19 protein-coding genes and 1 pseudogene are annotated in these 20,922 nt (G+C 72.1%); 3 read left to right on the forward strand and 17 right to left on the reverse strand.

What is annotated here, in order from left to right; all coding sequences use genetic code 11:
- Nucleotides 1-168 precede the first annotated feature (168 nt).
- Nucleotides 169-1,773 carry a phosphoglycerate dehydrogenase gene (serA, locus tag ACYVF7_RS47215; RefSeq protein WP_460352679.1) on the reverse strand — a complete coding sequence of 535 codons (1,605 nt, stop codon included), beginning with the start codon at nt 1,771-1,773 and terminating at the stop codon, nt 169-171.
- A gap of 179 nt (nt 1,774-1,952) precedes the next feature.
- Between serA and ACYVF7_RS47220 the strand changes: the two genes are divergently transcribed.
- Complete coding sequence (locus ACYVF7_RS47220; RefSeq protein ID WP_460352681.1) at nt 1,953-2,627, forward strand: hypothetical protein; 675 nt, start codon at nt 1,953-1,955, stop codon at nt 2,625-2,627.
- 1 nt (nt 2,628) lies between these two features.
- Here ACYVF7_RS47220 and ACYVF7_RS47225 read toward each other — a convergent pair whose 3' ends face one another.
- Genes ACYVF7_RS47225 through ACYVF7_RS47240 form a run of 4 tightly spaced genes read right to left on the reverse strand, consistent with a single transcriptional unit; the run spans nt 2,629 to nt 6,330 of the window.
- Nucleotides 2,629-3,309, reverse strand: a complete 681-nt coding sequence (locus tag ACYVF7_RS47225; protein WP_460352682.1) for a response regulator — start codon at nt 3,307-3,309, stop codon at nt 2,629-2,631.
- Entirely contained in the window at nt 3,306-4,436 is a 1,131-nt protein-coding gene (locus tag ACYVF7_RS47230) for a sensor histidine kinase (RefSeq protein WP_460352683.1), read from the reverse strand. The genes ACYVF7_RS47225 and ACYVF7_RS47230 overlap by 4 nt, the downstream gene beginning before the upstream one ends.
- Nucleotides 4,437-4,484: 48 nt before the next feature.
- The gene (locus tag ACYVF7_RS47235) at nt 4,485-5,435 is read right to left on the reverse strand and encodes an ABC transporter permease subunit (protein WP_460352684.1); all 951 of its coding nucleotides are present in this window, start codon (nt 5,433-5,435) and stop codon (nt 4,485-4,487) included.
- Nucleotides 5,416-6,330: an ABC transporter ATP-binding protein gene (locus tag ACYVF7_RS47240; protein ID WP_460352686.1), complete on the reverse strand. Its 915-nt coding sequence runs from the start codon at nt 6,328-6,330 to the stop codon at nt 5,416-5,418. The genes ACYVF7_RS47235 and ACYVF7_RS47240 overlap by 20 nt, the downstream gene beginning before the upstream one ends.
- Nucleotides 6,331-6,529: 199 nt before the next feature.
- Between ACYVF7_RS47240 and ACYVF7_RS47245 the strand changes: the two genes are divergently transcribed.
- The gene (locus tag ACYVF7_RS47245) at nt 6,530-7,714 is read left to right on the forward strand and encodes a lipase family protein (RefSeq protein WP_460352688.1); all 1,185 of its coding nucleotides are present in this window, start codon (nt 6,530-6,532) and stop codon (nt 7,712-7,714) included.
- Nucleotides 7,715-7,828: 114 nt separating this feature from the next.
- On the opposite strand, the gene ACYVF7_RS47250 is transcribed toward ACYVF7_RS47245, so the two are convergent.
- The 10 genes and pseudogenes from ACYVF7_RS47250 to ACYVF7_RS47295 form a co-directional block, all read right to left on the reverse strand.
- Complete coding sequence (locus ACYVF7_RS47250; RefSeq protein ID WP_460352689.1) at nt 7,829-8,455, reverse strand: thymidylate synthase; 627 nt, start codon at nt 8,453-8,455, stop codon at nt 7,829-7,831.
- Between the two features lie 2 nt (nt 8,456-8,457).
- Entirely contained in the window at nt 8,458-9,162 is a 705-nt protein-coding gene (locus ACYVF7_RS47255; RefSeq protein ID WP_460352690.1) for a hypothetical protein, read from the reverse strand.
- Nucleotides 9,163-9,462: 300 nt separating this feature from the next.
- Nucleotides 9,463-10,446, reverse strand: coding sequence for a ketol-acid reductoisomerase (gene ilvC / locus ACYVF7_RS47260; RefSeq protein WP_460358505.1), 984 nt, complete (start codon nt 10,444-10,446; stop codon nt 9,463-9,465).
- Nucleotides 10,447-10,482: 36 nt separating this feature from the next.
- Nucleotides 10,483-11,007 carry an acetolactate synthase small subunit gene (ilvN, locus tag ACYVF7_RS47265; protein WP_460352692.1) on the reverse strand — a complete coding sequence of 175 codons (525 nt, stop codon included), beginning with the start codon at nt 11,005-11,007 and terminating at the stop codon, nt 10,483-10,485.
- Between the two features lies 1 nt (nt 11,008).
- Nucleotides 11,009-12,775: pseudogene (locus ACYVF7_RS47270) on the reverse strand (acetolactate synthase large subunit); the annotation flags it as partial.
- 310 nt (nt 12,776-13,085) lie between these two features.
- Nucleotides 13,086-13,637, reverse strand: a complete 552-nt coding sequence (locus tag ACYVF7_RS47275) for a cysteine hydrolase family protein (RefSeq protein ID WP_460352694.1) — start codon at nt 13,635-13,637, stop codon at nt 13,086-13,088.
- A complete protein-coding gene (locus tag ACYVF7_RS47280; protein WP_460352695.1) occupies nt 13,634-15,073 on the reverse strand; it encodes an MFS transporter in 1,440 nt (479 codons plus the stop codon). Before ACYVF7_RS47280 ends, ACYVF7_RS47275 begins: the two co-directional genes overlap by 4 nt.
- Entirely contained in the window at nt 15,070-15,519 is a 450-nt protein-coding gene (locus tag ACYVF7_RS47285) for a MarR family winged helix-turn-helix transcriptional regulator (RefSeq protein WP_460352696.1), read from the reverse strand. Before ACYVF7_RS47285 ends, ACYVF7_RS47280 begins: the two co-directional genes overlap by 4 nt.
- Nucleotides 15,520-15,538: 19 nt before the next feature.
- Entirely contained in the window at nt 15,539-16,513 is a 975-nt protein-coding gene (locus tag ACYVF7_RS47290; protein WP_460352698.1) for a zinc-binding dehydrogenase, read from the reverse strand.
- 1 nt (nt 16,514) lies between these two features.
- Nucleotides 16,515-17,357 carry an LLM class F420-dependent oxidoreductase gene (locus ACYVF7_RS47295; protein ID WP_460352699.1) on the reverse strand — a complete coding sequence of 281 codons (843 nt, stop codon included), beginning with the start codon at nt 17,355-17,357 and terminating at the stop codon, nt 16,515-16,517.
- A gap of 108 nt (nt 17,358-17,465) precedes the next feature.
- Between ACYVF7_RS47295 and ACYVF7_RS47300 the strand changes: the two genes are divergently transcribed.
- Nucleotides 17,466-18,368 carry a LysR family transcriptional regulator gene (locus ACYVF7_RS47300; RefSeq protein ID WP_460352701.1) on the forward strand — a complete coding sequence of 301 codons (903 nt, stop codon included), beginning with the start codon at nt 17,466-17,468 and terminating at the stop codon, nt 18,366-18,368.
- 61 nt (nt 18,369-18,429) lie between these two features.
- Here the strand turns inward: ACYVF7_RS47300 and ACYVF7_RS47305 are convergent, their stop codons facing one another.
- On the reverse strand, nt 18,430-20,328 hold the full coding sequence (locus ACYVF7_RS47305; RefSeq protein WP_460352703.1) for an N-acetylmuramoyl-L-alanine amidase: 1,899 nt from the start codon (nt 20,326-20,328) through the stop codon (nt 18,430-18,432).
- Nucleotides 20,329-20,427: 99 nt separating this feature from the next.
- The gene (locus tag ACYVF7_RS47310) at nt 20,428-20,913 is read right to left on the reverse strand and encodes a MarR family winged helix-turn-helix transcriptional regulator (RefSeq protein WP_460352704.1); all 486 of its coding nucleotides are present in this window, start codon (nt 20,911-20,913) and stop codon (nt 20,428-20,430) included.
- Nucleotides 20,914-20,922 lie beyond the last annotated feature (9 nt).

The following is a 20,922-nucleotide window of genomic DNA, read 5'->3' on the forward strand; positions in this document are numbered from 1 at the left end:
GGCGGCTAAGAATGAGTACGAAGCGCCGCATGACCTTTTCGACGCTACCCGCCGATCCCCATTCTGTCTCGCCTCTCGGCCGGGAATCTCACATACCAAGACGCTTTACCGAGCCGCGGCGTCCGACCTCGTCTTTCTCGAGGGCATTCCTCGACGAAGAATCTTCTTTCAGGCCGGCCGGGCCTCATGGTCGAGGTCGACCCGGCGCCCCTGGTCGGCGCCGATCTCCTCGGTGATCGCGTCGACGAGATCGAGGGTGAGCGCCGAGTCGACGGTCAGCGCGATCAGGGCCCGTCCGCCCTTCTCGTGCCGGCCCACCTGCATCCCGGCGATGTTGACGCCCGCGTCGCCGAGCAGCCGGCCGACCACGCCGACCATCCCGGGCCGGTCGGTGTAGGTGAAGAAGCCCATGTGCGCGGCCGGCGCGATCTCCATGACGTAGCCGTTCACCTCGACGATCCGCTCGACGTGCCGTGGCCCGGTCAGAGTGCCGGACACCGACACGGTCGCGCCGTCGGCCATCGTGCCGCGCACCGTCAGGAGGTTGCGCCAGTCGGGGCTGTCCTCGCACGTGGTCAGCGTCACCTCGACGCCCCGGGCGCGCGACAGCAGAGGCGCGTTGACGTACGTCACCGCCTCTTCGACCACGTCCGTGAACGCGCCCTTCAGCGCGGCCAGCTCCAGCACCTTCACGTCGTGCCGGGTGATCTCGCCGCGCGCCTCCACCTCGAGGCGCACGGGCAGGCCGCCGGCGAGCGCGGTGAAGATCCGCCCGAGCTTCTCCGCGAGCGGCAGCGCGGGCTTGACGTCCTCGGCGACGACCCCGCCCCGGACGTTGACCGCGTCGGGCACGAACTCGCCCGCGAGCGCCAGCCGGACCGAACGGGCGACCTGGGTGCCCGCCTTCTCCTGTGCCTCGTGGGTGCTCGCCCCGAGGTGCGGGGTGACCACGACGTTGTCGTGGCTGAACAGCGGGCTGTCGGTGCACGGCTCGCTGCCGAACACGTCCAGGGCCGCTCCCGCGACGCGTCTCTCCTTGAGCGCCAGGTCGAGGGCGTTCTCGTCGACGATGCCGCCCCGCGCGGCGTTGACGATCCGCACGGACGGCTTGACGAGCCGCAGCTCCCGGTCGCCGATGAGGCCGATCGTCTCGGGGGTCTTCGGCAGGTGTACGGAGATGAAGTCACTGGCGCTCAGCAGCTCGTCGAGCGGGACGAGCCGCGCGCCGAGCTGCGCCGCACGCGCCGCCTGGACGTACGGGTCGAAGGCGATGACCTGCATCCCGAATGCCGCGAGCCGCTGCGCGACGAGCACGCCGATGCGGCCGAGGCCGAGGATCCCCATGGTCTTGTCCTGCAGCTCCACCCCCGTGTACGCGGCGCGCCGCCACTCGCCGCGTTTGAGGGCGGCGTGCGCCTGCGGAACGTTCCGGGCGGTCGCCAGCAGCAGCGCGATCGCGTGCTCGGCCGCGGTGACGATGTTCGAGGTCGGCGCGTTGACGACCATGACGCCGGCGCGGGTCGCCGCCTCGACGTCGACGTTGTCGAGGCCGACGCCGGCGCGGGCGACGACGCGCAGCCGGGGCGCGGCGGCCAGCACGGCGGCGTCGACCGTCGTCGCGCTGCGGACGATCAGGGCGTCCGCGTCGGCCACGGCGGTGACGAGCGCGGCGCGATCGGCGCCGTCGACGCGGCGGAGCTCGAAATCGGGCTCCAGGAGCGCCAGACCGGCGGGCGAGAGCTCTTCGGCGATTAGCACGACAGGCCTTCTCACGGGCACGACCCCCTGCGCAGGTTGCACGGTACGGGGACGTGTGATCCGCACGAGGCGTGACCCTCGCCCTCCGCGACTTTAGTAATGCCCGGTGTATCCGCCAATGAGATCTGGTGAATAGGCGTTGCCTTGGCCGGGTTCGGCCCATCAGGTGTCCCACACGCACTAATGTCGGGCGCATGGCAAACGGAAACCCGACGCTGGCGGACGTGCTCGCCCAGCGCGGTGAACCTGAGGAGATCCTGCGCGCGCTCGTGGACGGCGGGGTCCTCATCGTGACCAACCCCGACGGCTCCGTCCTGGTCGGGCAGCTCGAGGATGAGAGCGTCGCGCTCGCCGCGTTCACCAGCCCGGGTGCGTACAGCGAGAAGTCCGAGAGCGAGGAGTTCCAGCAGGCCGACGCCGCCCTGCTGCTGGAGATCGCCCGCAGCGGCGAGGTCCAGGCGCTGGTGATCGACCCGGAGAGCGACGACGCCGCTCTCATCCCGTTCAGCGACGTTCAGGGCTACCTCGTCACCCAGGGCATGGGCGTCGACGAGGATGTCGAGGTGGCGTTCCGCGCCAGCGAGCACGAGTTGGTCCCGCACCTCAAGGACGGCGTCGCCGAGCGGCTGCCGGACTTCCCCGCCGTCGAGCGCGTGTGGATCTCCGACGTCCGCATGCCGAGCGGCGTCGAGGGCATCATGCTGCACGTCGTCATCTCCGAGGGCGCCGACCCGCAGCTCGCCAACGACCTGCTCCAGGCCACGATGGAGAAGCTGCCGGCCAGCGACGTTCCGGTGTTCGCGCACGTCGCGGACGACGAGAGCGAGGAGTTCCTCGCCGAGATGGAAGCCGCCGTCGTACGCCGCTGAGTCAGTGGGTTCCCGGCCGGACGAGACCGTTCTCGTAGGCGTAGACCACCGCGTGAACGCGATCGCGCAGACTCAGCTTGTCCAGGACATGGGCGAGGTGGGTCTTGACGGTCGTCTCGGCGATGAGCAGCGCCCGGGCGATCTCCGTGTTGGTCCGGCCGGCGACCACGAGATCGAAGACCTCGCGTTCGCGCGCGCTCAGCCAGGCCAGGGCGGCCGGCGGCCGTGGCGGGACGCGTCCCCGGTCGGTGAACGCCTCGATCAGCGGTCTGGTCACGCCGGGTGAGATGAGCGCGCCGCCGTGGGCGGCGGAACGCACCCCCAGCAGGAGTTCCTCCGGCATCGCGTGCTTGAGGAGGAAGCCGCAGGCGCCCGCGCGAAGGGCGTCATAGACGTATTCGTCCAGGTCGTAGGTGGTCAGGATGACGACGTGCGACCCGCTCCCGGGCGGGCCGGCGGCGATCCGGCGGGTCGCCTCGATGCCGTCCATCACCGGCATCCTGATGTCCATCAGGACCACGTCGGGTGCCGTCTCGCGCGTGCGCGCCACCGCGTCGGCCCCGTTGGCCACCTCCGCGACCACGGTGAGATCGGGCTGGCCGCCGACCAGCGCGACCAGCCCCGCGCGAACCAGCGCCTGATCGTCCGCCACCAGCACGGTGATCCGCCGTCCCGATGTCATGATCGGTCCTTCCGGGGAACGTAGGGAAGCGCCGCGGTCACCGTGAACCCGCCGTCCGTGGGCGAGGCGCGCAGGTTCCCGCCGGCCGCCTCCGCCCGCTCGCGCATGCCGAGCAGCCCCCGGCCTCCCGTGCCCGGCCGGCCGCCCCTCCGCCCCCGGTCCGACGGTCCGTTGACGATCTCGAGAGTGAGCCGGTCGTCGAGGTAGCACAGCGTGACGAGGGTCGGGGCGCCCGGCGCGTGCCGGGCGACGTTCGTCAGCGACTCCTGGACGATGCGGTACGCCGAGAGCTGCAGGCCGGGGCTCAGCTCGCGGACGCTCCCGGTTACCTTCAGGTCGGCCGGAACGCCGGCTTCGCGGGCACCGGCCAGGAGCGTGCCGATCTCGGCCAGGGAGGGCACCGGCCGGCGCGGCGCACCGCCGGGGCCGGTCTCGTCGTCCCGCCGTAGCGTGCCGAGCAGATGGTTCAGCTCGGTCAGCGCGTCGCGGGACAGGCCCTCCACCGTGGCGAGCGCCTCCAGCGGTGGCGATCCGTTCAGCCGGGCGGCCCCGGCCTGCACGGCGATCGCCGAGAGCTGGTGCGCGAGCACGTCGTGGAGTTCGCGGGCGATCCTGGTGCGCTCGGCCAGGTGTGCCGCCTCGACGGCGGCGGCGGCCTCGGCCCGTCGCGCGGTGGCCGCGTCGCCGACCAGGAACGCCGCCCCGAGGAGCGCGAACGGCAGCCCGGCCGCGCGGTGCAGGTTGAGCGCCACCCCGATGACGGCCCCGATCGCCAGGCAGGTCCGCCCGAGCCACCGCGCGTACCTCCGCGCCCCCGTGTCGTACGCGCCCACGCCGTACGCCGCCACCAGCACCGCCGCGAACGCCGCGATGACGTTCTGCCGCAGTGCGGCGCGGGCCGCGAGCACGCCGCCCGCGATCAGGAGCACCGGGACCGGGAACCGCCGCCGCCACAGCATGGGAACGGAGGCGGCCACCTCCAGGGCGAGGTAACCGAGGACGACCGGGGTGGCGGGGACGTGCGTGGCCGGCTTCCACCACCACGGCACGTCCGGCGCGCCCCACACGAACAACGCCGCCGCGACGAAGGCGTCGACCCGCCGTGGCGTCACGACCTGACCGGGCATGGTTCCCTCCCGCCGTGGGGCGCGCCGGCGCCCCACGGGACGATCTCATCAGTTCACATCGGAGCGGCGGAACACCAGAACGGCGGCGAGCGCGCCGGCCACGAGGGTCGCGGCCAGGCCCGCGAGGCCGGCGAGCGGACCCGGCGATCCACCGGCGTCGGGGATGAACCGCGACCAGAAATTGTCCGGCAGGGTGGTGACCGAGCCGAGCCCGGCGGCGAAGCCCATCCATTCCCCCACCCAGGTCGCGGGCGTCCACCGACCGGTACCGGGCAGTCCGGCCAGGGCCAGCATCGCGACGAAGATCCCGGCGGTGGCCGCCATCGTCCCGACCGAGCCACGTGTGAGGACGGCGGCGAGCAGCCCCACGACGGCGAACACCGCCAGGACCGGCAGCGCGCGACCGCACTGGGCGGCCGAATGACGCAGCTCGGCGGCCACCGGGGCGTCCGGATGAGGCAGGTGGTAGGCCCGGACCAGGATGGGACCGGCCGCCGCGAGCGCCGCCCAGCAGGCGGCGACGACGCCGGCCGCGGCGAGCCACAGGCTCACGAGCTTGGCGGCGAGCACCCGTCCGCGGTGCCCGCACCGGGCCAGCACGGTCTTCAGCGTCCGGCCCGACCATTCGCCCCCGATATGACCGCCTGCCAGCAGGGCCACCGCCAGCACACCGGGCAGCGACGCCATGAGCCCGGCCGCCTCGGCGCCCGCGGCCGCCGGATCGAGCTGCGCGGCGGTCCGTCGCGCGTCCTCGATCTCGCGCGCGTGCCGGAGCTCGGCCCGGGCCCGTGCGCTCGTCTCGGCGACCGCGCACGCCTGTCCTTCCGGCATCCCCATCTCCGCGCACGACGTCGGCGCGGAGGCCGTGTCGCGGGCGTCTCTTGCGGCATTGGACGCGCCGGCGACGGCCAGCAGCACGCAGAACAGCATGGCCGCGAACGCCACGCCGTACAGCAGGGGCCGGTTCAGTTTGCGCAGTTCAGCGCGGAGTGGACGCATCGGTGGCCTCCTCGGCGGCGGTCAGGGTCAGGAAGGCCTCTTCCAGGCCGGGGCGTTCGACGAGGATCTGGCGGGCCCATACGCCGGCGTTTCCGAGCGTTCGGTTGACCTCGCGGCCGTCGGCGCCCTCGACCAGCAGCGCCTCGGGCCCGTCGGTCCGCAGCGTCCGGCCCGCCAGGGCCTCCCGGGCGCGATCCAGGTCGGTCTCGTCGAGCACGACGCGCAGCCTCCGCCGTACGGTGGACAACCCGGCGACCGGTCCCTCCTCGACCAGGCGCCCGTGGTCCATCACCGCGACGCGATCGCAGACCTGTTCGACCTCCGCGAGCAGGTGGCTCGACAGGAACACCGTCGTCCCATCGTCCGCGAGGGACCGCAGCAGCGCCCGGAACTCCCGGATGCCGGCCGGGTCCATCCCGTTGGTCGGCTCGTCCAGCACGAGCAGGACCGGATCGGACAGCAGCGCCGCGGCGAGCCCCAGCCGCTGCCGCATGCCCTGGGAGTACGCCTTCACCTTCCGCTCGGCGACGGCGGACAGGCCGACCCGTTCCAGGGCCGCGCCGACCGCGTCGGGGCGGGGCGGAGGCGGTCCGTGCAGGGCCACCACCTCCAGGTTGCGGCGGCCGGTCAGCCACGGATAGAACGCCGGCTCCTCGATCATCGCGCCGACCCGGGCCAGTCCGTCGGGGTCGGGGAGCCGCTGCTCGTTCACCCAGGCGCGGCCCGCCGTCGGCCTGACGAGCCCGAGCAGCATGCGCATCGTCGTCGTCTTGCCCGAGCCGTTGGGGCCGAGGAAGCCGAAGACCTGACCGGCGTCGACCGTGAGATCCAGCCGGTCGACCGCCACCGTGGCGCCGTACCGCTTGGTCAGCCCGTCACATCGGATCACCCGCATGGGACCGACCGTAGGGAGCCGCGCGCGTGGCGTCCTCCTCCCGAGGATCCAACCGTGCCTCGTCCATTCGACGACACCGGTGGCGCGGCCCCCGCGTTCCGGCCACGGACGCGGGGCGCCCGCGTCGTCGAACGGGCGAGGCCGGGATCGGCCGCTCGCACGACGACGGCGCGCCCCGCGCTGCCTAGCGTCCTGTGCCATGAGACGCGCGATTCCTGCCCTCGCCGCCACGGCGGTCCTGCTCACCGCGTGCTCGGGGACCGCCGGTACCGACCCCGACGCGGGCGAGGCCAGTCCGCATCCGCGCCCCACGTGGGCGTTCTACCGTCCGCCGGCGCCCCTGCCGAGGCGAGCGCCCGGCACCCTGATCCGCAGCGAACCGGTCGCCGCGCCGACCGGGGCCCGTGGTCGCCTGATCCTGTACCACTCGCGCGATGCGGCCGGCCGGGACATCGCGGTCTCCGGCTCGGTGTTCGTGCCCGGAGGCAGACCGCCGGCCGGAGGATGGCCGGTCGTCGCCTGGGCGCACGGGACGACGGGACTGGGCGACTCCTGCGCGCCGTCCACCGACCCGTACCCGCTCGGGGGGATCGAGGACGGCCCGGCGCTGCTGGCCGCCGGGTTCGCCATCGTCTCGACCGACTACGAGGGCCTGGGCACCCCCGGTCCCCATCCGTACCTCGTCGGGCCGAGCGAGGCCCGCTCCGTGCTGGACGCGGTCCGTGCCGCCGTACGCCTGCCCGGGGACGGCCTCGGCCGGTCCTTCGTGGCCTTCGGCCACTCACAGGGCGGGCACGCCGTGCTGGTCACCGGCGAGCTCGCGGCGTCGTACGCGCCCGACCTGCGTCTGCTCGGCGTCGCTGCGGCGTCGCCGCCGATCGACCTGACGGCGCTGGCGCGTCACGTCACCGACCTCGACTACGGCACCGGACGGCTCGTCGAGGTGGCCGCCGGTCACAGCGCGGCCGACCCGGCCGCCCGGCTGGACTCGATCATGACCGCGGCCGGCCGGGCGGGCCTGAAGGTGCTCGAGACGGGCTGTGACGACGACGTGATCGGGGCCTACGCGAAACTGCCCGCGCGGGCCGTGTTCGCGAAGGATCCGCGCACGACGCCGCCGTGGTCCACCGGCCTGGTCCGCGACAGCGTCGACGCGCTTCCCCGCGGCGTTCCCCTCCTCATCCTGCAGGGCGGACGCGACCCGATCATTCCGGCGAAGCTCACGAAGGCCGCCGTCCACCGGATGTGCGGCCGCGGAGACGTCGTCGCCTACCGGGTCTACCCTCGCGCGTACCACAACGTCGTGCCGTCGGCAGCGTCGGACCTGAACGCCTGGATCACGGCGCGCTTCCACGGCACTCCCCCACCGGACGACTGCCGCTGACCGGGGCGACCGCGCGGGCACTCGGCCGCCGATCCGCATCGGTCCGGCGGCCATCCGCACGACGAGCGGCCGCTCACGCGACCGAGGTCGCCCGGGCGGCCGCCGTACGGTCGATCAAGCGGCCACGCGCATCGCGGTCCGGGCCAGGACGCTGGTGACCGCGCCGGTGTCGGCGATGTACACGTGCGGCACGTCGACGAAGACGCGCATCGTCCCCGCCGGAAGGCCCACCGCCCCGGCCACCTCGAGCTGTACCGCGCGCAGCGGCAGGTAGTTCAAGTAACTAGTAAAGGCGTTCTGGGACCGGAACGTCGCCGTCATCGAGAGCCGGCGGTCCCGGATCCGGAAGGCCAGGGCCGCCAGGCAGGGCACGGCGTCCTGGCGCTCGCCCGGGACCGTCAGCGAGATCCAGCCGCTCTTGGTCCACGGACGCGTCAGCAGCAGTCGGGTCACCCAGTCGAGCTGGTCGACGCCCCGCAGGTCGCGCAGCCGCGCGCCGTAGCTGTACTTGAACGGCGGCACGACGTCGGTCCGGGTGAACTTGGCCGTGTAGCGAGCGACGGCCTCCGCGTCGCCGTGCGCCCGGATGATCGGGTCGTCCCAGCCGAGGGCCGCGATCTCGAACAGCCGCGGCGGTGCCTCGATGACCGGCCCGCGGTCGTCGAGGCTCGCCTCACCTGTCGTCCACACGTGCCGCATGAGGCCGATCCAGGCGTCCCCGCACGTGAGCCAGCGTTCCATCCTCAGGACTCCACCGACGGGAAGCCGTACGGGTTGGCCGGCTCTCTGCGGCGCCGGGCCGTGCCCATGCGGACGTGGTAGACGAGGAAGAGGAGCGTGGCGGTGACCGCGATCCAGACGGTGACCACGATCGGGGTCGGCCGGGCGCCCGAGAGGCCGAGCAGCCCGATCGAGATGTAGGCCGCGTCGACGATCGCGAGCCCGATCGCGGTGACTCCGGGGCCGGACGTCGGCGCGAAGGCCTCGGGGTAGGCGGGGTCCACCGGGAGGTTCGGCGTCCAGCCGATCTCGCGGAAGTGGTCGCGGAGTTCCTCGACGTACAGCAGCCGGAAGTTGTTCATCGCCCGGGCCGTCCGCAGGTGCCGGGAGGTCGCCTCGATGAGGCGGAGGTACGGCAGGACGCCCATCGCGCCGAAGATCGCCGTCAGGGCGAAGACGTACGGGGGGATGCGATGCCAGGTGGTCAGTGCCGCCGGGTCGAGCACCTTGGCGCTCGCCAGGGCGACCACGGCGCCGAACGGCGCGGCCAGGAGGCTCATCGCCAGCCTGAGCATCTTCAGACGTTCTTCCGAGGCGGCCAGGTAGACCTGGTAGATCCCGCCGAAGTCGGTCGCAAGGAGTTGCACGAATTGTGTGGGGTCGATGTCGGCCCGGTCGCGGTGTACCCGCAGGTCCGTCCGTGGCGTCCCTAAGCCTGTCTTACGCATGAGCCCTTCCCGCTCTCGCGCCTCACGGTACGACTCCACCCCATGCGGCTCAACGGAGTCGAAACCGCCCATTCCGCCGACTTAGTATCCTCCCTCCCGGAGCCGGTCGGTGCCGAAATCCGATTGAGGCGCGGCCCAAAGATGGATTCGAAGCATTGTTTTACGGAGTGTTAAGCACCGTGGACAAGGCCCTCGCGGTTGCCGAATTTCACGCCCCGGAAAAGGCGTTGCCCCGGCCGTGCGGACGCACGCGCCGGGGCGAATCGTGGAGCCGGTGAGACCGGCTCGCCGCCGCTCGGGTCAGTCCTGCAGCCAGGACATCATCGGGCGGAGCTTGGCGCCGGTCTGCTCGATCGGGGAGTTCTGCTCCTCCTCGCGGCGCTTGAGGAAGTTCGGCCGGCCGGCGTCGAACTCCTCGACGAGCTCCTTGGTGAAGGTGCCGTCCTGGACCTCCTTGAGGATCTTGCGCATCTCCTCGCGGGTCTGGTCGGTGATGATGCGGGGGCCGCGGGTGTAGTCGCCGAACTCCGCGGTGTCAGAGACCGACCAGCGCATCTTCGACAGGCCGCCCTCGTACATGAGGTCGACGATGAGCTTCATCTCGTGCAGGCACTCGAAGTAGGCGGCCTCGGGCTGGTAGCCGGCCTCGACGAGGGTCTGGAACCCCGCCTTGATGAGCTCGGAGACGCCGCCGCAGAGCACGGCCTGCTCGCCGAACAGGTCGGTCTCGGTCTCCTCCGTGAAGGTGGTCTTCAGCGCGCCCGGGCGGGTGCCGCCGATCGCCTTGGCGTACGAGAGGGTGAGCGGCCAGGCGTTGCCGGTGGCGTCGCGCTCGACGGCGACGAGCACCGGCACGCCGCGGCCCTCGGTGTACTGGCGGCGCACGAGGTGGCCCGGGCCCTTCGGGGCGACCATGCACACGTCGACGCCCTCGGGCGGCTCGATGAGACCGTAGCGGATGTTGAGGCCGTGGCCGAAGAACAGCGCGTCGCCCTCGACCAGGGACGGGGCGACCGCCGTCCGGTAGACCTCCCGCTGCAGGTGGTCCGGGATCAGCACCATCGTGAGGTCGGCCTCCTCACAGGCCTCCTCCGGGGTGACGACGCGCAGGCCGTCGTTCTCGGCCTTCTCGCGGCTCTTGGACTCCTTCGGCAGGCCGACGCGCACGTCGACCCCGGAGTCACGGAGCGAGAGCGCGTGCGCGTGCCCCTGGCTGCCGTATCCGAGCACCGCCACGTGACGGTCCTGGATGACGCTCAGGTCGGCGTCGTTGTCGTAGTAGATCTCAGCCACTTGCCTTTGCCTTGCCTCTCTGAAATTTCACGCGCTGCGCTCGATGGCGCGCAACGAGCGGTCGGTGATGGAGCGGGCGCCACGGCCGATGGCCACCATGCCCGACTGCACCAGTTCCTTGATACCGAACGGCTCCAGGACCCTGATCAGGGCCTCCAGCTTGTCCTTGCTTCCGGTCGCCTCGATCGTGACCGCGTCCGTGGCCACGTCGACGACCTTCGCACGGAAGAGCTGGACGGTCTCCAGAACCTGGGAGCGGGTCTCCGCGTCGGCCCGGACCTTGATCAGCATCAGCTCGCGCTGCACCGACGCCGACGTGTCCAGCTCGACGATCTTGATGACGTTGACCAGCTTGTTCAGCTGCTTGGTGACCTGCTCCAGCGGGAGCTCCTCGACGTTGACGACGATCGTCATCCGGGAGATGTCCGGATGCTCCGTCGTCCCGACGGCGAGGGAGTCGATGTTGAATCCGCGCCGGGAGAACAGCGAGGCGACCCGGGCGAGGATGCCCGGTTTGTTCTCCACCAGGACGGAAAGCGTGTGCCTGCTCATGTCAGTCCGTGTTCTCCCAGTCGGGCGCCATGTCCCGGGCGATCTTGATCTCGTCGTTGCCGGTGCCGGCCGCCACCATCGGCCAGACCATCGCGTCCTGGTGCACGATGAAGTCGATGACGACCGGGACGTCGTTGATCTCCATGGCCTTGGCGATCGTGGCGTCCACGTCGGCCGCGTTGTCGCAGCGCAGCCCCACGCAACCGTACGCCTCCGCCAGTTTGACGAAGTCGGGGATGCGGCGGGACTGCAGGTCGGTGTTGGAGTAGCGCCCCTCGTAGAACAGGGTCTGCCACTGCCGGACCATGCCGAGGTTGCCGTTGTTGATGACGGCCACCTTGATCGGGATGCCCTCGATGGCGCAGGTGGCCAGCTCCTGGTTGGTCATCTGGAAGCAGCCGTCGCCGTCGATGGCCCAGACGGCCGTGTCGGGCCGCCCCTGCTTCGCGCCCATCGCGGCCGGGACGGCGAAGCCCATCGTGCCGAGACCGCCGGAGTTGATGAACGACCCCGGGTTCTCGTAGCCGATGAACTGGGCGGTCCACATCTGGTGCTGGCCCACCCCGGCGACGTACAGCGCGTCCGGGCCGACGACCTGGCCGATGCGCTGGATGGCGTACTGCGGGGCCAGGCTCCCGTCCTCCGGGCTGTCGTAGCCCAGCGGGTAGGTCTCGCGCCAGGAGTTCAGCTGGCGCCACCAGGCCTCGTAGTCGCCCTTGCGTCCGGCGGAGTGCTCGGCGCGCACCGCGTTGATCAGGTCGGTGAGGACGTCGCGGCAGTCGCCGACGATCGGCACGTCGGCGTGGCGGTTCTTGGAGATCTCGGCCGGGTCGATGTCGGCGTGCACGATCTTGGCGCCGGCTGCGAAGCTGTCGAGGCGGCCGGTGACCCGGTCGTCGAACCGCGCGCCCAGCGCGACCAGGAGGTCGGAGCGCTGCAGCGCGCCGACGGCGCCGACGCTGCCGTGCATGCCGGGCATGCCCATGTGCAGCGGGTGGCTGTCCGGCAGCGCGCCCTTGGCCATCAGCGTGGTCACCACGGGCGCGCCGGTCAGCTCGGCGAGCGTGCGCAGCTCGGCGGCGGCCCGCGCCTTGAGCACTCCCCCGCCGACGTACAGCACCGGCCGCTTGGCCTCGGTGAGGAGGCGGGCGGCCTCACGCACCTGCTTGGCGTGCGGGCGCGTCACCGGGCGGTAGCCGGGCAGCTGCATGGGCTGCGGCCAGACGAAGTCGACCGGGTTCTGCAGCGCGTCCTTGGAGATGTCGACGAGGACCGGACCCGGCCGGCCGGTCGAGGCGATGTGGAACGCCTCGGCGATCGTACGGCCGATGTCGGCGGGGTCGGTGATGAGGAAGTTGTGCTTGGTGATCGGCATCGTGATGCCGGAGATGTCCGCCTCTTGGAAGGCGTCCGTACCGATCGCGCCGCTCGCGACCTGCCCGGTGATCGCGACGATCGGCACCGAGTCCATGTAGGCGTCGGCGATCGGCGTGACGAGGTTGGTCGCGCCGGGACCGCTGGTCGCCATGCACACGCCCACCCTGCCCGTCGCCTGCGCGTACCCCTGAGCGGCGTGGCCCGCGCCCTGCTCGTGCCGGACAAGGATGTGGCGGATCTTCTGCGAGTCGAAGAGGGGGTCGTAGGCCGGGAGGATGGCCCCGCCCGGGATCCCGAACACGGTGTCGACGCCGACCTCCTCCAGGGCTCTGATGAGCGCCTGGGATCCGGTCATCCGTTCGGTCATCTGCTTCATCCTTGTGCTCTTGAGCGCTGGGCTCTGCCCCTTGGCGTGCCCGGGCGGGCGGTGCCGCCTGGTACGCGGTGCGCGGGGCCGGGGTTATGGCCAACAAAAAACCCCTCGCGCCGGACGGCGGTCGAGGGGAGCGCGCAAGCGATCTACTCGGTCAGCTTGCGCGCCGACCAAGTACGAGAATCAGGTTGCGGTTCATGGTGTCAACCATGCTGGGTTTCGCGGCCCGCGTCAAATTCCTGGACGGCATGTCTCACCATCCGAGACGAATGCGTTGATACACGCCGCCGGCCGCACCCGGCTGCGGGTGCGGCCGGTACGGCGGACCTCAGGAGAGCGACTTCGCCCACTCGTCGACGGTGAGGACGTCCGCCTGCCGGGGGAACACCTTCTCGGTGAGGACCCGGTGGATCTCCGGGTCCGGATCGGCGCAGCCGTCGGCCAGGACGGTGAGGCGGTAGTCCAGGTCGGCGGCCTGGCGCAGAGTGGACAGGACGACGCCGCCGGTGGCGACGCCGGTCAGCACGAGGTGGTCGATCCCGCCGGACCGCAGGACCAGCTCCAGATCGCTGCCGGCGAACGCGCTGACCCGCTTCTTCGTGACCACGACCTCGCCGGCGCGGGGCGCGACGTCGGGGTGGACGGCCGTTCCCGGGCCGTCGGTGATGAACACGTCCGGCGGCAGGGCCGAGAAGGCCTTGTTGCGGTCGCTGATCTCCGGATGGCCGGGGCGGAAGCCGATGACGACGTGGACGACGGGAACACCGGCGTCACGTGCGGCCTCGACCGCGCGGACGAGCCGCGGCAGGTAGTCCGCGTCCGGCACGCGACCGACGATGCCCTCCTGGACGTCCATCACGAGCAGGGCGGTGTTCTTCATTTCGACTCCGTTTCTCTGGTGGGGCGCGGGCCGGGCGTCGCCGCGGTCCGGCGCAGTGAGCGGTCGGCGACGGTGATCGCCAGGAACACGCCCGCGACGGCGAGCAGGAACCAGGCCAGACGGTGCAGGCCGCCCGTGTCGGCCCGATGGGTGAAGAAGGCGCCACCGGCCGCTGAGGAGACCATCGCGCCGAGGTAGGAGAAGGTGCGCAGCAGCCCGGCGGACGAACCGATCCGCGCCGGGTCGGCCTGGTAGTACACGGCGTTCTGGAGCGCGAGGCTGTTCAGGCCCTGGGGAACGCCGCAGACGAGGGCGACGGCGACCAGCAGCCACACCGCGCTGCCCGGGTGGAGCAGCAGGAGCATGGCGCAGGCGGCGACCTGGCCGACGGCGCCGACGATGAGCTTGCCGCGGATCTCCGCCCGGCGGCCGGTCGCGGCGGCGACGAGGATCCCGGTCAGGAACAGCGGCAGCTGCGCGAGCCCGGCCTGGGAGGCGGACAGCCCCCGCCCATCCTCCAGCCACTGGGTGTAGCCGTACAGGAAGGAGTACGACACGACGTAGGCGAGGAGCGCACGAGCGTAGGTGAGCAGCAGGGGCAGGTTGCCGCCGAACACGCCGAGGTCGATGAACGGCTCCGCCGCGCGCGACTCCCGGAGCGCGAAGGCGGCTCCGGCCACGACGGCGAGCACCGGCAGATACCAGTGGGCGGCCCCCGGGCTCATCAGGAACAGCAGCAGCGCGACGAGCGTCGCGGCGAACAGGGCCATGCCCGGCAGGTCCAGCCGGGCCGTCGGCCGTTCGGACGCGGCGCGTTCGGGAAGAGGTGTCCTCGGCAGCCGGAGCCGGCCGACGATCAGGCCGGCGGCCGCCAGCGGGATGTTGACCGCGAGGGTCGCACGCCAGCCGCCGACCGCGATCAGCAGCCCGCCCAGGGTGGGGCCGATGACGGCGACGGTCTGCGTGCTGATCGCGATCGCGGTGAGCACCTTGGCCGGACTGTCCCTGCCGGTGCGCTCGGCCTCGCTGCGGATGAGGTACATCGCGGCCGGGTAGCCGGCGCACGTGCCGAATCCGAGCAGCACCCGCGCGACGACCAGCGCGCCCAGGTTCGGGGCGAGGAGCCCGATCAGGCCGGCGATCCCGACGAGGAGGGTTCCGGCGAGGAAGAGGCGGCGCGGCCCGTACAGGTCGATCAGCCGCCCGACCACGGGCTGCCCGATCGAGGTGGCGAGGTAGAGCCCGGAGACCAGCCAGGCCGTCTGGGACGGCGGCACCCCGAACGCGGCGCCGATCGGCACCAGGGACACCGAGACGAGCGTCGAGTTGATCGGATTCAGGATCGCGCCCAGGATCATCGGGGCGAGCAGCCTGCGGTCGAAGGCGTCTCGCGGGGCGCTCCCCGTACGTCGCGAGAGGATGGCCTTCACGGTCATGAGCGCGTGAGCCGGTCCAGCAGGGCCAGCGCTTCGAGGACGGTCCGGCGCTCCTCTTCGGTGTAGTGCTCCTGGAGGGACCGGGCCAGCCATTCCTCGCCGGCCCGCCGCTTGTCCTCCAGGAACGCGCGGCCCGCCTCGCTCACCGAGATCAGCTGCCGGCGGCCGTCGCCCGGGTCGGGCCGGCGCTGGATGAGGCCCCGCTCCTCCAGCACCGCGAGGGTGGCGGCCATCGACTGGGGCCGGACGCGCTCGGCGGCGGCGAGAGCGCTCGCGGACGCCGGACCCTCCTTGTCCAGCCTGCTGAGCACGGAGGTCTGCGACGGTGTCAGCCCCTCCGTGTCGTACGTCTCCCGGAACCGCCGGCGGAGGCGGCCGACCACGACCCGGACCTCGTGCGCCGCGCGGACGGCCGACGCGGAAACGATCTCCTTGGCTTCCTCCATGGCCGCCACACTAGATTCTTCAGTGCAAACTGTCCAGTTTGGACTGAAGAGTTTGGCCGGTACGGGCTTGCGGTCCGATGTCGAGGACGGCCTTGCCCCGTACCCGGCGGGCGAGGAGCGCCTCGGCGGCCTCCGCGGCGCGCTCCCAGGGACCGCGCCAGCCGATCTGCGGGTCCAGCGCCTTCCGTGCGAGGAGTTCGACCAGGTAGGCGAGGTCCGGGCCGAAGTGCCCCGCCCGCCCGACGACGAAGGGCTCGACGCGCCCCCGCCCTCCGGCCAGCCGCGCCTTCTCGAAGTCGATCGTCGTCGGCGCGCGCGAGGCCATGCCGATGCTCTGCGCGCATCCTCCGTCCTCCAGCAGCCCGAACGCCTCGGCCAGCACCGGACCGCCCACGTTGTCGAGCACGCCGAAGACGGGAGCCGTGACGTCCCCCAGGCCGACGACGACCTCGTCGGCCCCGAGCTCACGGAGCCCTTCGGCGCGGGCAGGGCTTCCCACGGCGGCGATGACGTACGCGCCGGCGCGGGCGGCGAGCTGGACGGCGAAGCGTCCGACGCCGCCGGACGCCCCCGTGACGAGGACGCGCCGGCCGATGACCGGACCGAGCCTCCGCAGCGCCCGCAGGGCGGTGACGCCCGCCGCCGGAAGCGCGCTCGCCGCCCCCAGGTCGACGGAATCGGGAACGACGGCCAGCTCGGCGGTGTCGGCGGCGCGGTACTCGGCCCAGGCGCCCGCCGCCCATCCGAAGCCGGCGACGCGCGCGCCGGGCGGCGGACCGGATCCGTCGGCCGCGGCCCTGACGACCGTCCCGGCGGCGTCCATCCCGAGCACGGCGCCCGGACGCGCCCGCTCGGCCATGAACGCGACGTCCACGAAGTTGAGCGAGGCGGCGTGGACCTGGATCAGGACCTGGTCGTCGCGCGGAACGGGTTCGGGAACGACGCCGAGGCGCAGCCCTGCCGGTGCGCCGGGGTCGTGGATCAGTGCACGCATATCAGCGGTCCAGGTCGGCGTGCCGCTCGAGGAACCGCTCGACGTCGGCGGGGTCCTCCAGCGGCAGCGGGTAGACGATGAGCCGGTCGACGCCGAGTTCCGCGTAGCGACGGGCCTGCGAGGCGTCCACCGGAGAGAGCTGCAGGAAGTCGATCTCCAGGCGTCCCAGCCGGGTCGGGCGCTCCGCCTCGGCCGCCGCCTTCTCCAGCCCTGCCAGGTGGCGGACCAGGTCGTCGGGCCCGTCACCGTTGCCGAACCAGGCGTCTCCACGGGCGACCGCCCGCCGGAAGGCCGCCGGGCTGTGACCGCCGATCACGATCCGTGGCCCGTCGGCCCGTACCGGCCGTGGATGGGCGTCGACGTGGTCGAAGGCGACGTATCGCCCCTGGTAGGACGGCGCCTCCTGGGTCCACAGCGCCCGCATCGCGTCCAGGTATTCGTCGGTCCGGGCGCCACGCTCGGCGAACGGCACGCCCACCGCGGTCATCTCCGGTTCGAGATAACCGGCCCCGACGCCGAGGTGCAGCCGGCCGCCGCTGAGCACGTCCAGGCTGGCGACCTGCTTGGCGAGCACGACCGGGTTGCGCTGCGGCAGGATCACGATGCCGGTGCCGAGTTCCAGCCGCTCGGTGACGGCGGCGACATAGGACAGGTGCACCAGCGGGTCGAGGATCGGGTCCGTCGGCTCCATCGGCGCGTCCGGCGTCCGCGGGCTCGGCAGCACGACGTGCTCGCCCGCCCACCACGAGCGGTACCCGAGTTCCTCGGCACGCCGCGCCAGCCGTACGGTCTCCGCCGGGCCGAGCGTCGCCTTGGCGTTCAGTCCTGTGACCCCGAGCTCCACGTGCTGTCTCCTCCCGTCGACGGCGTGACATCGGCGCCACGCCTCCGTGCGGAAGCGTCGGGCAGCGGGCCCGGGTCCGTCCAAGACCTGTTGTCATAACCTTCGGCTATGGACGTCCACCTGCGGGACCTGCGGTACTTCGTGGCCGTGGCGGAGGAGCTCAGCTTCACCCGGGCCGCGACCGATCGGCTGTTCGTCTCCCAGCCCGCGTTGAGCAAGCAGATCCGCCGGCTCGAACTGGGCCTCCGGACTCCGCTCTTCGTCCGTGACCGGCGGACGGTCGCGCTGACCCCCGCCGGCAGCGCCCTGCTCCCCCACGCCCGGCGGCTCATCGAGGAGTGGGAAACGGCACGACGTGCGGTGGCCGTCGCCGCCTCCGCGGAGGACGCCGTCCTGACGGTCGGCTTCCAGACGAGCATCGGGCGCGGGCTGATCCCGGCCGTGACGGCCGCGATGGGGCGGCTGCTGCCGGGCCTGCGCCTCCGGTTCCGCCAGGTCTCCTGGGCCGATCCGACGGCCGGGCTGGCGAACGGCGACGTCGACGTCGCGATCGCCTGGCTCCCGGTCCCCGGCGGCGGCTTCTCCTGGAAGGTGATCACGCGAGAGGACCGGTGGGTCGCGCTGCCCACCGGTCATCGCCTGGCCGCGCTGGAGGTCGTGCCGTTCGCCGAACTCGCCGGCGAACCGTTCATCGCCCTTCCCCCGGAGGCGGGGGCCCTCCGCGACTTCTGGCTCGCTGAGGATCACCGCGAGGCGCCCGCCCGGATCGCCGCGGTCGCGGAGACCGCCGACGAGACGTTCGAGGCGGTCGCCTCGGGTCTCGGCGTCGTGCTCCTCGCCGCGGGCAACGCCGAGATCTACCGTCGGGACGACCTCGTCTACCGGCCGGTCGGCGGGCTGTCCCTTAGCGAGCTCGCGGTCGTCTGGCGCGCCGGCGACGACCGCGAGGCCGTACGCGTCTTCACCGATGCGTGCTGTCTCTGCACGGACGCCGCGACGGCCGTCCACTGACCGAGCCGCCTCGCCGTCGCCGGGGTCCACGGCGACGGCGAGGCGCTGATCGACCCGGCCGCTACCAGGCCGGCTTGAGGTCCACGTCGCCGGCCTTGACGAAGTAGACGCGGTGGCCGAACTGGATCTCGTAGTACCTCAGGGCGCCCTTGACCACCGTCGCGCCGGTCCGGTCGAAGAGCTTGCTGTAGTAGTACTCCCCCCGCTCGGAGCCGACGACGGCGTACGCCTGGCCCGCCGCGAAGGTGTACTGCATCGGCACGAGGTCCTGGACGGGCACCCCCGCCGGGTAGGCCTCCGCCTCCGGGTAGGCGCGGCCGTACACCGGGACCGACGTCGCGCCCGGCTTGGCGACGGCCACCAGGCCACGGGCACCGACGGCCGTGGGCTGCGTGCCGGGGTTGTAGAACCAGGCCTTCTGGCCGAGGTACCAGATCGCCGTCCAGTCGCCCTGCCGGTCGGCCACGGCGTACGTCTGGCCGGTGGCGGCGCGGGCGCTGTGGTCGTACACGCTCATCGTCGCGGTGCCGCCGGTCGTCGGGTGCTTGCCGATGTCCTTGACCAGCGGCGCGTCGTCACGGGGCTCGGTGCGCAGCATGATCGAGCCGCCGCCGTGCGCGGGGCAGAGGGTGGAGGGGTTCTTGGCGTCGCAGCCGGTGTACGGCACGACGTTCTTGTCGTAGTCGGGCCGGATCATGACCTCGCCGGAGTGGCGGCCCGCACTGGCGTGCAGCGGCCGGTGCAGCAGGTCGAAGTAGTGCGCCCAGTCCCAGTACGGCCCCGGGTCCTCATGCATGCCGGAGACGGTGGACGGGATGGTCCCCGGGACGTTGTCGTGGCCGATGATGTGCGCCCGGTCGAGCGGGACGTGGAACCTGCGCGCGAGGTAGCTCACCAGCTCGGACGAGCTGCGGTACATCGCCTCGGTGAACCAGGTGCCGCCCTGCGCGAGGAAGCCCTCGTGCTCGATGCCGATGGACTTGGAGTTGATGTACCAGTTACCCGCCTGCCAGCCGACGTCCTTGGCCTTCAGGTGCTGGGCGACGTGCCCGTCGGCGGAGCGGACCGTGTAGTTCCAGCCCAGGTACGTGGGGTCCTGGACCATCTTCACGTCGTTGGGGTAGTAGCCCTCGGTGTCGTGGATGACGATGAAGTCGATCTTCTGGCTCTTCGGCCGGTCGCCCAGGTCGTGGTTGCCGTAGTCCGTCGGGCCGTTCGGGCTGATCTGCTGGTACGGCGCGGGGATCCACTCGCAGCCGAGATCGCGCGGGCACTCGGTCTCTGGGTCGTTCGCGGTCCGCGCGGCCGTCCGTACGCCCGGGTCTGCCGCGAGGGCGACCCGCTGACCGTCGTCGGTCGTACGGGACGCGCCGGTACGGATCAGGTCGTACACCTGGCCGGCGAACCAGTCGGTACCGCCGTAGCGTGCCGTCGCGGCGTACCAGGCGGCCGGGTCGGCGCTGAGCGGCTTGCGCGAGTCCTGCTGGTAGCGGGCCAGCAGCGCGGCACCGCCCCGGATGTTGGCCGCCGGGTCGGTGCGCAGCGTGCCCGGCGCGTCCCCGGTGATCCGGGCCGCCTCCTGCAGCGTCTGCGTGCTCGGCGGTGCGGCGTTCGCCGGGGCCTTGGGGTGCAGGGCCGGGCGTGAGGTGTCGCCACGGGGATCCTCGTCGCCGCCGGCGAAGTGCTCGCCGGCCGGGACCAGTGTGCCGTCGACGAGGTGCATGGGCCCGAAGCCGCCGCTGGTGCTCGGCTGCCCCTTGTTGGCGTCCCAGCGGGACTCCAGGTACGAGACGGCCAGGAGGAGGTTCTCGGGGACGTGGTAGGCCTTCGCCGCCTGGGCGTAGGCCTGCTGGCGGGTGAGGGGGACAGGACCGGCGTGTTGCTGGGCCTGGGCCTGACCGGTTCCGAGACCGGTCAGCACCAGGGTCGCCGCGACGAGGGTTCGACCTCGCAGGCTCATCGGCAGCCTCCGCGCTACGGGGGGGAATCGCCGTAACGATCTCAGAGGGGCCGAGCGCAGACAAGAACCTACGAGAACCGTGATCAAAGTGAAGAATTCCTACCGAGGTTCCTCGTCGCCCACGACGGAGTCGAGGTGGGCGTCCAGGTCGTCGACCATGCGGCCGAACAGCCGGACGAGGTCTCGCCGGTCCTGGTCGGACCACTCGGACAGGGCGTCGGTGAACCAGCCGTTCACGACCTGCAGGTAGCCGCCGATGCGCTCCCGGCCCGGCTCCGTGAGCGTGATGAGACGGGCTCTCTGGTCGTCGGGGTCGGCCACGCGCTCGACGAGCCCTCCCCGCTCCAACGTGTGCAGCTGCCTCGTGACGTGTGGACCGGCGACCTGCATGCGCGCCGCGATCTCGCCCACGCGTAGGGGGCGGTCGGCCATGTGGAGCACGAGCAGGATGGTCACGGCGGGCCGGTCGAGGGTCAGCCCGGCCGCCGCGGTGGCCGCCTCGAAGAGCCGCCCGCGGCTGAGCGTGGCACTGAGCCGTGTCATGCGAGGCAGCAGTCCGGTCAACGCGTCGCTTTCGGCCGACATGAGCACTCC

It is taken from the genome of Actinoallomurus acanthiterrae (assembly GCF_054775715.1).